The organism is Caulobacter segnis (assembly GCF_023935105.1).
In the GTDB taxonomy this organism is placed as follows: Bacteria; Pseudomonadota; Alphaproteobacteria; order Caulobacterales; family Caulobacteraceae; genus Caulobacter; species Caulobacter segnis_B.
In genome coordinates this window covers 5,370,065-5,382,781 of sequence record NZ_CP096040.1, presented here as the reverse complement: position 1 = coordinate 5,382,781, position 12,717 = coordinate 5,370,065, and the positions used below count along the sequence as shown (strand labels likewise).

The window sequence follows — 12,717 nt, the reverse complement described above, 5'->3', positions numbered from 1 at the left end:
CCAAGGCCACGTTCGGATTTCAAGGACTCGCCAATGGCCAAGACCCCTTCCACCGCCCCGACGGCCATGGACCCGGCCGCGATCGCCGGCCCCGCGCCCGAGACGATCACGGTTCGCTCGCACCGCATCGCCTGTGACGGCGTCGGCGGGGCGCTGGGCCATCCGCGCGTGTGGCTGGAGATGGGCGCGGCCGGCTTCGTCGACTGCTCGTATTGCGACCGCCGCTTCGTGGCCGCCACGGGCGAGGGCGATGAGGACGAACGCCTGGCTCCGGGCGTCTACGAAGGCGCCGGCGGCCACTAGGCGCCCCAAGCGACATGAGCGACCAGGTTCCGCCGGCCAACCGCGCCGAGACCCTCGCCAAGGCGTGGGAAAAGGCCGAATGGCCGCACGAGGCGCCGGTGCTGCGCGCCATCGCCATGCCGTCCGACACCAACCCCGAAGGCGACATCTTCGGCGGCTGGCTGCTGTCGCAGATGGACCTGGCGGCGGCCTCGATCGCCTTCCACCGCGCGGCGGGCCGCTGCGCCACCATCGCCATCGACGGCATGACCTTCATCAGCCCGGTGTTCGTCGGCGACGAGGTCAGCCTGTTCGCCAAGGTCGTTCACACCGGCCGCACCTCGATCAAGGTCGCCGTCGAGGCCTGGCGTCGCCGCCGCGACGGCGAGCAGGCCCACAAGGTCACCGAGGGCGTCTTCACCTTCGTGGCCATCGGCGAGGACCGCAAACCCCGGCCGCTGCCGGTCTAGAGGCGTGGGCCAGCGTCCAGCGATCGGGTTGCTGCTGCGCGAATGGCGCGAGCTTCGCCGCCTGAGCCAGTTGGACCTGGCCCACGAGGCCGCGATTTCGGCTCGCCACTTGGGCTTCATCGAGACGGGGCGCGCCCAGGCGAGCCGCGAGACGGTATCGCGCTTGGCCGACGCCCTCGGTGTTTCTCTGCGCGAGCACAACGCCCTGCTGCTGGCGGCGGGCTATGCGCCGCGATATGCCGAGAGCGCCCTTGCCGAGCCGGCCATGGCGCGCCTGAGCCAGGCGGTCGACCTGATCCTGAGCCACCAGGAGCCGTGTCCCGCCTTCGTCATCAATCGCCGCTTCGACGTGCTGGCCGCCAACGCCGCGGCTCGGCGAGTCAATGAATTCGTGCTGGAGGGCTGGCGGAGCCCGCACGCCAACCTGCTGCGCCAGATCTTCGACCCGGCCGATTTCAGGCGGGTGATCGCCAACTGGCCGGAAGTGGCGGCCAAGTTCCTCCGCCGCCTGCAGGACGAGCTGACGGCCTCGCCGTCCGATCCGGTGATCCGCACGTTGCTGGACGATATTCTGCGCTATCCCGACGTGCCGGAAGCCTGGCGGCGACGCGACCTGGGCGCCGAGCCCGAGCCGGTGCTGACCATGGTCTTCAACAGCCGCGCCGGACCGCTGCGGTTCTTCGAGACCATCACGACCTTCGCCGCCCCGCGCGACGTGACCCTCGACGAGCTGAGGATCGACTGCGCCTTTCCGGCTGACGCCCATACGGCCGAGATCTGCGCCAGCTTGGCGTCCGGCGCGCTGAGCTGACGACCTGCGAGGTAGTTGCGAGGTCGTCGCCGGACGCGTTCCTGTCGCCCGTATCCGGAGGGAGAGACGGGCATGCGTCAAATATTCAAGGCGGTGGTTCTGGTCGCGATGATCACGACGAGCGCGCGGGCCGCGCCGTTGGACGGCGAGCATGCCGCGCTGGCTCGCCTGGCGGGTCACTGGACGGTCAGGCAAACCTATTGGGCCGCGCCGGGCGCCTCGCCCGCCGTCGATCCGGGCGAGGCCGATTTCGTGATGGTGCTCGGCGGCCGCCACCTGCGCCAGACCCTGCGCATCGCGTCCAAGGACAAGCCGTTCGAGGGGCTGGGCTATATCGGTTACGACGCCGACGCCAAGACGTTCTTCAGCACCTGGATGGACGTCAACTTCACCGGTTTGATCGTGGCCCGGGGCGGCTACGACCCGGCGACACGGCGCTACACCTTCTCCGGCGCCGCGCCCGATCCCGCCCATCCGGGGACGATCGCTCCGCTGCGCGAGGTGATGTCGGTCCAGGACGACGACCACTTCACCTACGACTATTTCGAGACCCGCGAAGGACGCGAGGTTCAGGCGGTGCGGCTGGAATATGTTCGCGCGCCCTGAGACGACTCAGGTCTGATCCGCCAGACGTTCCGCCTTCACGAAGTCCACGAACGCCCGCAACGGCGCGGGCATGTGGCGGCGGCTGGGGTAGTAGAGATACGGGCCGCTGAACGGCGGCAGCCAGTCCTGTAGCACCGCCTCCAGCCGCCCCGCCGCGATCGCCTGGGTCACGAAGTCCTCGAAGGTGGCCAGCAGGCCGACGCCCGCCTCGCAGGCGGCGATCTCCAGGTCGAGATTGGTCGAGGTCAGGCGGGCCGGCGGATCCAGACGGAGCGTCTGACCGTCCTTCTCGAACTCCCAGGCATAGGTCGCGCCACTGGGAAAGCGATGGCGGATGCTGGCATGGTCCAGCACCTCGCGCGGATGGGTCGGGCGGCCGTGGGCGGCGAAATAGGCCGGCGAGCCCACCAGCATGAAGCGTTGCGGACCGGCCAGCGGCACGGCGATCATGTCCTTCTCCAGCCGTTCGTCATAGCGCACCCCGGCGTCGTAGCCGGCCGCCAGCACGTCGATGAAGCTGTCCTCGGCGATGATCTCCACCGTGACGCCGGGGTTCTGGGCCAGGAACTTGGGGATGAGGCGTGGCATGACGACCTTGGAGACCACCAGCGGCACGTTCAGGCGCAGCGTGCCGGTCGGGCTGTCGCGGAAGGCGTTGACCTCGTCCAGAGCCAGGGCGACGTCGGCCAGGGCGGGCGACAACCGCTCCAGCAGTTTCTGGCCGGCCTCGGTCGGGGTGACGCTGCGGGTGGTGCGGTTCAGCAGCCGCACGCCCAGCCGGGCCTCCAGCCGCCGCACCGCCTCGCTCAGCGACGAGGCCGAGACGTTGCGCAGGGCCGCCGCGGCGCGGAAGCCTCGGGCGCGGGCCACGGCCGTGAAGGCGTCGAGATCGGCGAAGTCGGCCTGCTGCATTGTGCGAAATTCCGAACGGCCCGTGCGGACCTTCCTGGATTATCGCACGGCATGATCGCGCGCATAACCCGTCTCGCTTCTCAAGGAGAGACCGTCATGAAGACCCGCCAACTCGGCAAGACCGGCCCCGTCGTTTTCGCCTTCGGCCTCGGCGCCATGGGCATGTCCGACATGTACGGTCCCAGCGACCGGGCCGAGAGCCTGGCCACCTTTGACGCCGCCGTGGAAGCCGGGATCACCCTGATCGACACCGGCGACTTCTATGGCATGGGCCACAACGAGATGCTGATCGGCGAGGCGCTGAAGACCCACAAGCGCGACCGGCTGGTGCTCAGCGTCAAGACCGGCGCCCTGCGCGATCCCGACGGCCAGTTCCTGGGCTTCGACAGCCGCCCGGCCGCGATCAAGAACTTCCTGGCCTATAGCCTCAAGCGCCTGGGCGTCGGCTACATCGACATCTATCGCCCCTCGCGACTGGATCCCGCCGTGCCGATCGAGGACACCATCGGCGCCATCGCCGAGATGGTCCAGGCCGGCTATGTCCGCCACATCGGCCTGTCGGAAATGGGGTCGGAGACGATCCGCCGGGCCGCCAAGGTCGCGCCGATCGTAGATCTGCAGATCGAGTATTCGCTGGTCTCGCGCGGGGTCGAGAAGGACATCCTGCCGACCCTGCGCGAGCTGGGCATCGGTATGACAGCCTATGGCGTGCTGTCGCGCGGCCTGATCAGCGGCCACTGGACGAAGGACACGGGTCAGGGCGGTCGCGACTTCCGGGCCCACAGCCCGCGCTTCCAGGGCGAGAACCTCGACGCCAACCTGAAGCTGGCCGAGGCCCTGCGCGACGTCGCCGAGACCAAGGGCGTGACCACGGCCCAGGCCGCCATCGCCTGGGTCGCCTCACGCGGCGACGACATCGTGCCGCTGATCGGGGCGCGCCGCCGCGATCGCCTGGCCGAGGCCCTGGGCGCGCTGGAGGTGAGCTTCACGCCGGAGGATCTCGCCGCCATCGAGGCGGCGGTCCCGGCCGAGGCGGTGGCGGGTTCGCGCTACGCCGAACAGATGATGCGGTTCCTCGACAGCGAGCGCTGACCTCTTGCATCCGGTCGGGAGACGGGCGTCAGATGCGCTCATGAGAACGCCCGTCTTCGACCTCGACCTGTTGCCGTTCGCCGCCTTGATGGGCGTGACGGTGACCAGCGCCGCCCCCGACCGCGTCGAGGGGCGGCTTGTCGTTCGCCCGGACCTGTGCACCGCCGGCGGCATTCTGCACGGCGGCGCGGCCATGGCCCTGGCCGACACCCTGGGGGCCATCGGCGCCTTCCTGTCGACGCCCGAGGGCAAGCGCACCACGACCCTGGAGAGCAAGACCAACTTCATCGGCCCGGCCAAGGTCGGGGCGACCGTGGTCGCCACCGCCACGCCGCTGCACATCGGCAAGCGCTCCAGCGTCTGGACGACGCGGATCGAGACCGAGGCCAAGGATGGTGAAAGGAGCCGTCTGGTGGCGGTGGTCACCCAGACCCAGATGACGGTGGAGTAGCGCCCATGTTCGAGTCCCGGCACATCAGCATCCGGATCCACAAGCCGGCGGCGGAGGTCTACGCCTTCACGCGTGAGCCACGGAGCTTCACGAAATGGGCGGCGGGCCTAGCCTCGGGCCTGACGCGGGACAGCGATCCCACGGGCGAGCAATGGATCGCCCACGGTCCCGGCGGTGACGTGAAGGTGCGGTTCTCGCCGGACAACGACTATGGCGTGCTCGACCATTGGGTGACGCTGCCGGACGGGACCGAGCTGTACATGCCGCTGCGGGTGGTGGCCAACGGCGAGGGGGCCGAGGTGGGGCTGACCCTCTATCGACCGCCCAACCTGTACGATGACGCGGCCTTCGATCGCGACGCGGCCGCGGTGGCGCGCGACCTGGCCAGGCTGAAGGCGCTGGTCGAGGCCCAGGGGAAGCCATGAGCGTCACCCTGCGCCCCACCGGGCCCGGAGACCTGGGCTGGATCATCCAGCGCCATGGCCAGCTCTACGCGGCCGAGGAGGGGTGGGATCACCGCTTCGAAGGCGTCGTGGCCGGCGTCGTCGCCGACTACGTCAAGACCTATGATCCCGCCCGGGAGGCCTGCTGGATCGCTGAGCATGAGGGACGGCCCGTCGGCTCGATCATGCTGGCCAGGGAGACCGAAACGGTCGGCCGTCTGCGGCTGCTGCTGGTCGAGCCGTCCGCGCGCGGCCTGGGCGTCGGCGAGACCCTGGTCTCGGCCTGTCTGGCGCGGGCCCGCGAGGCGGGCTACGCCGAGGTTGTCCTCTGGACCCAGGCCAACCTGCTGCCAGCCCGCCGCCTCTACGCGCGGTTCGGCTTCGAGCTGGAGAAGAGCTGGGACTACGACGGCTTCGCCGAGGGGCTGGTGTCGGAGAGCTGGCGGTTGAAGCTTTAAGGCCTGCCGATAAACCGCTCATCCCATCAGGTGGGACCGCCAAGCCTCGCGCAGCACCTTCTTGTCGATCTTGCCGGTCGCCGTCAGCGGCACCGCGGCGAAGACGACGTCGTCGGGCGTCCACCACTTGACGATCCGCGGCGCCAGGTAGGCCAGAACCTCGTCCTTGCCGACCGCCGAGCCTTCATGGACCTCGATCACCAACAACGGCCGCTCTTCCCACTTGGGATGCGGTACGCCGACCACGGCGGCGATCTTCACGCCCGGACAGCCGACGGCGACGTTTTCCAGGTCGATCGAGCTGATCCACTCGCCGCCCGACTTGATGACGTCCTTCTGTCGATCGGTGATGCGCATGAAGCCGTTGGCGTCGAGGGTGGCGATGTCGCCGGTGTCGAACCAACCGTCGGGGCGCGCGGCATCGGCTTCCTTGCGGAAGTAGCGGCGCACCACCCAGGGGCCGCGCACCAGCAGGGCCCCGGAGGTCTCGCCATCCCAGGGGGCCTCCTGGCCGTCCTCGGTCTCGACGCGCAACTCGATGCCGAACTGCAGGCGGCCCTGGCGGGTCCAGATCGCCTCGTCCATCGCCTCCTCACCCAGGGCGGCGAGGGCGGGGGTCGGGGTGGCGACGACGCCGATCGGGCAGGTCTCGGTCATGCCCCAGATCTGCAGGGTCTGGACGCCGTAGCGGCGCTTGAAGGTCTCGGCCATGGCGCGCGGCACCGCGCTGCCGCCGATGACGACGCGCTTCAGGCTGTCCGGCCGCTGGCCGGTCTTGTCCAGCCAGTCCAGGTACATGGTCCAGATGGTCGGCACCCCGCCGGTGAAGGTGACGCCCTCGCCCTGGATCAGCGCGTGCAGGCTGGCGCCGTCCATCCGGTCGGCCGGCAATACGATCTTGGCCCCGCACATCGGGGCGGTGAACGGCAGGCCCCAAGCGGTGGCGTGATAGAGGCTGGAGCAGGGCAGCACGACGTCGAAGGCGGTGAAGCCGAACGCGCTGTTCAGGCCGCCGGCCATGGCGTGCAGCACCACGGCGCGATGCGAATAGAGCACGCCCTTGGGATCGCCGGTCGTCCCCGAGGTGTAGCAGAGGAAGGCTCCGGCGTTCTCGTCGAAGACCGGCCAGTCGATCGCCTCGGGCTCGCCGGCGATCAGGGTCTCGTAGCCGATGGCGCCGACCGCGCCCGGGATCGTCCGCTCGGCGTCCGACAGCATGACGAAGGTCTTCACCGTGGTCAGGTGCGGGGCGATCCGCTCGACCAGGGCGGCGAAATTGCGCTCGTAGAACAGCACGCGGCTTTCGGCGTGATTGATCGTGTAGACGATCTGCTCGTCGAACAGGCGCGGATTGGCCGTGTGCAGTACCGCGCCGATCCCGGGGACGGCGTAGAACAGCTCAAGGTGCCGATGGGTGTTCCAGGCCAGGGAGCTGACCCGATCGCCGGACGCGACGCCCAGACGCCTCAACGCGTGGGCGGCCTGGGCGGCGCGGCGGGCCAGACCCGCATAGTCGTAGCGCCACAGCGGCTCGTCGATCAGGCGCGAGACGATCTCGCGCCCGGCATGGGCCCGGGCCGCGTAGTTCAGGATGCCGCTGATCATCAGCGGCGTCGTCTGCATGAGCCCCGGGGTCATGCGCTCCTCCCAACCTTATCGTTGGGAAGAGCCTAGAACGTGATCGGTGTTCAGTGAAAGAGCGGTCAGGCCGCGCGCGGCCGTTGGGCGGCGTGCGCCTGGGGCGAACCGACCTGGAAGCGGCCGACCAGCGTGGCCAGTTCGCCAGCCTCGCCCTTCAGCGAGTGGGTGGCGGCGGTGGCCTCTTCCACCATGGCGGCGTTCTGCTGGACGACCTGGTCCATCTGATTCACCGCGACATTGACCTGATGCAGGCCGGTCGACTGTTCCTGGGCCGAGGCGGCGATCTCCTTGACCAGGGCGTCGATCGAGGCGACCTGGCCGACGATGGCGCGAAGGGCCTCGCCGGTCTGGGCGACCAGGTCGACGCCGGCGCCGACCTGCTGGGTCGAGGTCGAGATCAGGGTCTTGATCTCCTTGGCCGCGTCGGCCGAACGCTGGGCGAGGGCCCGGACTTCCTGGGCGACGACCGCGAAGCCGCGACCGGCCTCGCCGGCCCGGGCGGCCTCGACGCCGGCGTTCAGGGCCAAGAGATTGGTCTGGAAGGCGATCTCGTCGATGACGGAGATGATCTGGTTGACCTGGTTGGACGAGGTCTCGATCTGGCTCATCGCCGAGACGGCCTGGTCGACGATGGCGCCCGAACGTTCGGCGCCGGCGCGGGCCTGGGCGACCAGCCCGGAAACCTCCAGGGCGCCCGAGGCGGTCTTGCGGACCGTGGCGGTGATCTCGTCGAGGGCGGCTGCGGTCTCTTCCAGGCTAGCGGCCTGCTGCTCGGTGCGGCGCGACAGGTCGTCCGAGGCCTGGGCGATCTCTTCCGAGCCGGCGCTGATGCCGCCCGTGGCGCCGTTGATGCCGCGAAGCGCGTCCTGCAGGCGGCCGGCGGCGGCGTTGAAGTCGTTCTTCAGCTGGGCGGTCTTGGGCGCCAGCTGGGCGTTGATGCGGTAGGTCAGGTCGCCGGACGCCAGGCGGTCCAGGGCCTGGCCCAGGGCGTCCATGGCGAAGGCGTCCGCCTCGGCCTCGATGGCCTTCTCGCGCTCGTGCTGGGCGCGCTCGGCCTCGGCCGCGCTGCGGTGGGCGACGGCCTCGGCCTCGACCCGCAACTTCTCGATGGCGGCGTCCTTGAAGACGGCGACCGCGTCGGCCATTTCCCCGACCTCGTCCTTGCGGCCGATGGCGGGGATCTCGACGCCGTTGTCGCCCGAAGCGAGGCGGCGCATGACGCTGGTGATCAGGTTGACGGGCGCGCCGATGGTGGCCGACAGCAGCCAGCCCATCAGGCCCGCGATGGCCAGGGAGACCAGGCCGCCGACGATCATCGAGGTCTTGGCCATGAACAGAGCACTCGCCTGTTCCTTGGTCCGGATCGACACGCGCGCCACCGCGGCGGCGCGCATGTCTTCCTGCAGCGCCCGCAGCTTGGTCAGGGACGGCTTGCCGACGATGCTGGCGGCCTGTTCCTTGCCCGCCGGGTCATTCATGGCGGCGATCGTGGGCGCGCCGACGTCACGACGCCAATCGTTCATGGCGGCGCGGATCGCTTGCGCGCGCTTCTTCTGGGGCGCCTGGGTCGTCTTGGCCTCGAACGCATCCAGGGCGTCGTCGAACCTCTTGCCCACGCTGTCGTAGGTCTGCTTGTGGGCCGGATCGCCGGCGAGCACATAGCCGCGCAAGGCGTTCTGCTGCTCTTCGGCGAGGGTCGCCATGGCTTCGGCCTGGGCCGCCAGGACCAGCGAACGCTGGCTGGACGTCGAGGCTTCCTGGATCTGATTGAGGCTGACCAGGACGACGACGGCGGACGTCACGAAGGCCAGGATCAAGGCGCCGAAAGCGACCGCCAACTTGGCGGAGATCTTTAGATTCTGGAAGTTCATGCCCGGCCCCCAACGCCTTTGCGATGGGGTTAAGCGTCTAGGGGCCAGGCGTTAACTTCAGTTTTCCGGGGCGAGTGAATTGCCCTGGCGGAAGGTCTCAGAGGTGCGACAGAACGACGCTGCCCATCTCGGCGGTGGTCAGGGCGCCGCCCAGATCGCGCGTGCGGGCGCCGCCGTCCAGCGCGGCCTTGACCGCCGCCAGCAAGGCGTCGGCGGCCTCGACCTGCTTCAGCGACCAGCGCAGGGCCATCTCGAACGACAAGATGGCGGCCAGCGGATTGGCCAGGCCCTTGCCGGCGATGTCGGGGGCAGAGCCGTGGATCGGCTCGTACAGGCCCGGCTTGTTCGGGTCGCCGATCGCGGCCGAGGGCAGCATGCCCAGCGAGCCGGTCAGCATGGCGGCCGCGTCCGACAGGATGTCGCCGAACAGATTGTCGGTGACGATGACGTCGAACTGCTTGGGCGCGCGGACCAGCTGCATGGCGCAGTTGTCGGCCAGGATGTGCTCCAGCTGGACGTCAGGATATTCGCGGGCGTGCAGCTCGGTGATCACCTGCTTCCACAGCAGGCCCGACTCCATGACGTTCGACTTCTCGGCCGAATGGACCTTATTGGTGCGGCCGCGGGCCAGTTCGAAGGCCACGCGTCCGACGCGCTCGATCTCGCTGGTGGTGTAGACGGCGGTGTCGAAGCCCTTCTTCTGGCCGTCCGGCAGGTCCTCGATACCGCGCGGCTGGCCGAAATAGACGCCGCCGACCAGTTCGCGCACGAACATGATGTCCAGGCCCGCGACCAGCTCGGTCTTCAGGCTGGAGGCGCTGGCCAGGGCCTCGAAGCAGTAGGCGGGACGCAGGTTGGCGTAGACGTCCATGGCCTTGCGCAGGTTCAGCAGGCCGGCTTCCGGGCGCAGGTGGCGCGGGGCGCTGGCCCATTGCGGACCGCCGACCGCGCCCATCAGCACCGCGTCGCTGGCGATGGCCTGGTCGCGGACTTCGTCCAGCAGCGGCGTGCCGTGGGCGTCATAGCTCATGCCGCCGTAGGGCGCTTCCTCGACCTTCAGATCCGGGGTGAGGGCGGCCGCCACGCGGCGCACCTCGGCGCAGACTTCCGGGCCGATGCCATCGCCGGGCAGGAGCAGCAGGGTGGACATGACGGGCTCTCTCTAGATCTTGCGGTAATCTGAAACGTCGAAGGACTGCAGGTCGCGACCGTGCACGCCCAGCGCGGCGCAGGCGGCGCGCCAGGCGGCCATGTGCGGCGTGGCGCGGTGGTGCTCCAGCGCCGCCTCGCTCTCGAAGTGCTCGTAGACCCGGATCAGGCCGGGATCCAGGGGATCCTCGGTCAGGGCGTAGTCCAGGCAGCCCGGCTCGGCGCGCGTGCCCTCGACCTGGGCGCGCAGGTGCGGGCGCAGGTCGGCCAGGCGTTCGGGCGCGATGCGGATCGTGCCGGCGAGGATGAGGGTCATTTTGACGGTCTCCCCCTTCCCCTTGATGGGGAAGGGTTGGGGATGGGGTGAAGCCCACGTGTCAGAATGGATCGGGGGCGTGACGATATCCACCGCCGCGTCACCCCACCCCTACCCCTCCCCATCAAGGGGAGGGGAGAGGAGATCAGGCCTCCAGCCAGGGCTGGCTAATCGCGCGCTTGCTTTCGAAGACGTCGATGTCGCCGCCGTGCTGCAGGGTCTCGCCGATGGCGTCGAGGCCCTTGAGCATCTTCTCCTTGCGGACAGGATCGATCTCGAACGTGAAGGTCTTGCCCGACGGCGAGACCACGGTCTGGGCCTCGAGGTCGACGCTGACCATGTGGTTGCCGCCCTTGGCCTCGTCCATCAGGACGGCCAGTTCGTCGGGCTTCACGACCACCGGCAGCAGGCCGTTGTTGAAGCAGTTGTTGTTGAAGATGTCGGCGAAGCTGGTCGAGATCACGCACATGATCCCGAAGTCCATCAGCGCCCACGGAGCGTGCTCGCGTGAGCTGCCGCAGCCGAAGTTGTCGCCGGCGACCAGCACCGAGGCGTTCTTGTACTCCGGACGGTTCAGGACGAAGTCCTTGATCTCGTTGCCGTCGCCGTCGAAGCGGAAGTCGTAGAACAGGCCCTTGGCCAGGCCCTCGCGCTCCACGGTCTTGAGGAACTGCTTGGGGATGATCTGGTCGGTGTCGATATTGGCCAGCTCCAGCGGAGCCGCGCGGCCGTCCAGGCGGGTGAAGGCCTTCATTGGGCGGTCTCCGAGAGCAGGGTGCGCACGTCGGTCAGGTGGCCGGCGATCGCCGCCGCCGCCGCCATGGCGGGCGAAACCAGGTGCGTGCGGCCGGCGCGGCCCTGGCGGCCCTCGAAATTGCGGTTGCTGGTCGAGGCGCAGCGCTCCTGCGGGGCCAGCTTGTCCGGATTCATGGCCAGGCACATCGAGCAGCCGGGCTCGCGCCAGTCGAAGCCGGCGGCCTTGAAGATGGCGTCCAGGCCCTCGGCCTCGGCCTGTTCCTTCACCAAGCCCGAGCCCGGCACGACCATGGCCTTGACGTGCGGCGCCACCAGGCGGCCGTGCAGGAAGGCTTCCTGCACCACGGCGGCGGCGGCGCGCATGTCCTCGATGCGGCTGTTGGTGCACGAGCCGATGAAGACGCGGTCGATCTTGGCGTCCGAGATCGGCTGACCGGCGGTCAGGCCCATATAGTCCAGGGCCCGGTGAGCGGCCGCGCGCTTGTCGGGCGTGGCGAAACTTTCCGGATCTGGGACGTTGCCCGTGACCGGGATGACGTCCTCGGGCGACGTGCCCCAGGTGACCATCGGAACCAGGGTCGAGCCGTCGATGACCACGGTGCGGTCGAAGACGGCGTCCTCGTCGGTGAAGAAGGTCTTCCAGTGCGACAGGGCCATGTCCCAGGCCGCGCCCTTCGGCGCGGCGGGCTTGCCTTGGATATACTCGAAAGTCTTCTCGTCCGGAGCCACCAGACCGGCCTTTGCCCCGCCCTCGATGGTCAGGTTGCAGAGGGTCATACGGCCCTCCATCGACAGGCCGCGCACGGCCTCGCCGGCGAATTCGATGACGTAGCCGGTGCCGCCGGCGGTGCCGATCTCGCCGATCACGGCCAGGGCGATGTCCTTGCCGGTCACGCCAGGACCCAACTGGCCGTCGACGCGGACCAGCATGTTCTTGGCCTTCTTCTGGCGCAGGGTCTGGGTGGCCAGGACGTGCTCGACCTCGGACGTGCCGATGCCATGGGCCAAGGCTCCGAAGGCGCCGTGGGTCGAGGTATGGCTGTCGCCGCAGACGATGGTCATGCCCGGCTGGGTGCGACCCTGCTCGGGGCCGACCACGTGGACGATGCCGTTGCGGATGTCGCCCATCGGGAAGAACTGGATGCCGTTGTCGGCCACGTTGCGGGCAAGCGTCTTGAGCTGAAGCCGCGCCTCTTCATCCTGCACCGCATCGACGCCCAGAGCCTGGCCCTCGGTCGGGATGTTGTGGTCCGCCACGGCGAGCGTGCGGTCGGGACGACGCACCTTGCGACCCGCCGCGCGAAGGCCTGCGAAGGCCTGCGGGGTGGTCACCTCGTGGATCAGGTGCAGGTCGATATAGAGGATCGCTTCGCCGTCGGTTTCGCTGACGACGTGAGCGTCCCAGATCTTGTCGTAAAGGGTTTTGCCGGACATGGCGGGGATATAGGGCGGATCGTGC

At 69.0% G+C, this 12,717-nt stretch carries 15 protein-coding genes; 8 read left to right on the top strand and 7 right to left on the bottom strand.

From position 1 onward, the window contains the following. The first annotated feature begins 33 nt into the window (after positions 1-33). The 4 genes from MZV50_RS24945 to MZV50_RS24930 all read left to right on the top strand — a co-directional run bounded on the left by MZV50_RS24945 (position 34) and on the right by MZV50_RS24930 (position 2,169). Positions 34-303: a zinc-finger domain-containing protein gene (locus MZV50_RS24945; RefSeq protein WP_252632029.1), complete on the top strand. Its 270-nt coding sequence runs from the start codon at positions 34-36 to the stop codon at positions 301-303. A 14-nt stretch (positions 304-317) separates the two neighbouring features. Further along, positions 318-752 (top strand): acyl-CoA thioesterase, encoded by a 435-nt coding sequence (locus MZV50_RS24940; protein WP_252632028.1) that lies wholly within the window; start codon positions 318-320, stop codon positions 750-752. Between the two features lie 4 nt (positions 753-756). Next, on the top strand, positions 757-1,563 hold the full coding sequence (locus MZV50_RS24935; protein ID WP_252632027.1) for a helix-turn-helix domain-containing protein: 807 nt from the start codon (positions 757-759) through the stop codon (positions 1,561-1,563). A 72-nt stretch (positions 1,564-1,635) separates the two neighbouring features. Further along, on the top strand, positions 1,636-2,169 hold the full coding sequence (locus MZV50_RS24930) for a DUF1579 family protein (RefSeq protein WP_252632026.1): 534 nt from the start codon (positions 1,636-1,638) through the stop codon (positions 2,167-2,169). Positions 2,170-2,175: 6 nt separating this feature from the next. Here the strand turns inward: MZV50_RS24930 and MZV50_RS24925 are convergent, their stop codons facing one another. Further along, positions 2,176-3,081 carry a LysR family transcriptional regulator gene (locus tag MZV50_RS24925; RefSeq protein ID WP_252632025.1) on the bottom strand — a complete coding sequence of 302 codons (906 nt, stop codon included), beginning with the start codon at positions 3,079-3,081 and terminating at the stop codon, positions 2,176-2,178. A 96-nt stretch (positions 3,082-3,177) separates the two neighbouring features. Between MZV50_RS24925 and MZV50_RS24920 the strand changes: the two genes are divergently transcribed. The 4 genes from MZV50_RS24920 to MZV50_RS24905 are packed head-to-tail and all read left to right on the top strand — an operon-like array spanning position 3,178 to position 5,525. Next, entirely contained in the window at positions 3,178-4,173 is a 996-nt protein-coding gene (locus MZV50_RS24920; RefSeq protein ID WP_252632024.1) for an aldo/keto reductase, read from the top strand. Positions 4,174-4,213: 40 nt separating this feature from the next. Further along, on the top strand, positions 4,214-4,624 hold the full coding sequence (locus MZV50_RS24915; RefSeq protein ID WP_252632023.1) for a PaaI family thioesterase: 411 nt from the start codon (positions 4,214-4,216) through the stop codon (positions 4,622-4,624). A gap of 5 nt (positions 4,625-4,629) precedes the next feature. After that, positions 4,630-5,049, top strand: a complete 420-nt coding sequence (locus MZV50_RS24910; protein ID WP_252632022.1) for an SRPBCC family protein — start codon at positions 4,630-4,632, stop codon at positions 5,047-5,049. Then, entirely contained in the window at positions 5,046-5,525 is a 480-nt protein-coding gene (locus MZV50_RS24905) for a GNAT family N-acetyltransferase (protein WP_252632021.1), read from the top strand. Before MZV50_RS24910 ends, MZV50_RS24905 begins: the two co-directional genes overlap by 4 nt. A gap of 18 nt (positions 5,526-5,543) precedes the next feature. Here MZV50_RS24905 and MZV50_RS24900 read toward each other — a convergent pair whose 3' ends face one another. The 6 genes from MZV50_RS24900 to leuC all read right to left on the bottom strand — a co-directional run bounded on the left by MZV50_RS24900 (position 5,544) and on the right by leuC (position 12,692). Further along, positions 5,544-7,163, bottom strand: coding sequence for a long-chain fatty acid--CoA ligase (locus MZV50_RS24900; RefSeq protein ID WP_252632020.1), 1,620 nt, complete (start codon positions 7,161-7,163; stop codon positions 5,544-5,546). Between the two features lie 65 nt (positions 7,164-7,228). Continuing rightward, a complete protein-coding gene (locus tag MZV50_RS24895) occupies positions 7,229-9,037 on the bottom strand; it encodes a methyl-accepting chemotaxis protein (protein WP_252632019.1) in 1,809 nt (602 codons plus the stop codon). A 97-nt stretch (positions 9,038-9,134) separates the two neighbouring features. Beyond that, positions 9,135-10,187, bottom strand: coding sequence for a 3-isopropylmalate dehydrogenase (gene leuB / locus MZV50_RS24890; protein WP_252632018.1), 1,053 nt, complete (start codon positions 10,185-10,187; stop codon positions 9,135-9,137). 12 nt (positions 10,188-10,199) lie between these two features. Then, positions 10,200-10,502, bottom strand: coding sequence for a putative quinol monooxygenase (locus MZV50_RS24885; RefSeq protein ID WP_252632017.1), 303 nt, complete (start codon positions 10,500-10,502; stop codon positions 10,200-10,202). Between the two features lie 145 nt (positions 10,503-10,647). Beyond that, positions 10,648-11,256 (bottom strand): 3-isopropylmalate dehydratase small subunit, encoded by a 609-nt coding sequence (leuD, locus tag MZV50_RS24880; RefSeq protein WP_252632016.1) that lies wholly within the window; start codon positions 11,254-11,256, stop codon positions 10,648-10,650. Further along, positions 11,253-12,692, bottom strand: a complete 1,440-nt coding sequence (leuC, locus tag MZV50_RS24875; RefSeq protein WP_252632015.1) for a 3-isopropylmalate dehydratase large subunit — start codon at positions 12,690-12,692, stop codon at positions 11,253-11,255. The genes leuD and leuC overlap by 4 nt, the downstream gene beginning before the upstream one ends. Positions 12,693-12,717 lie beyond the last annotated feature (25 nt).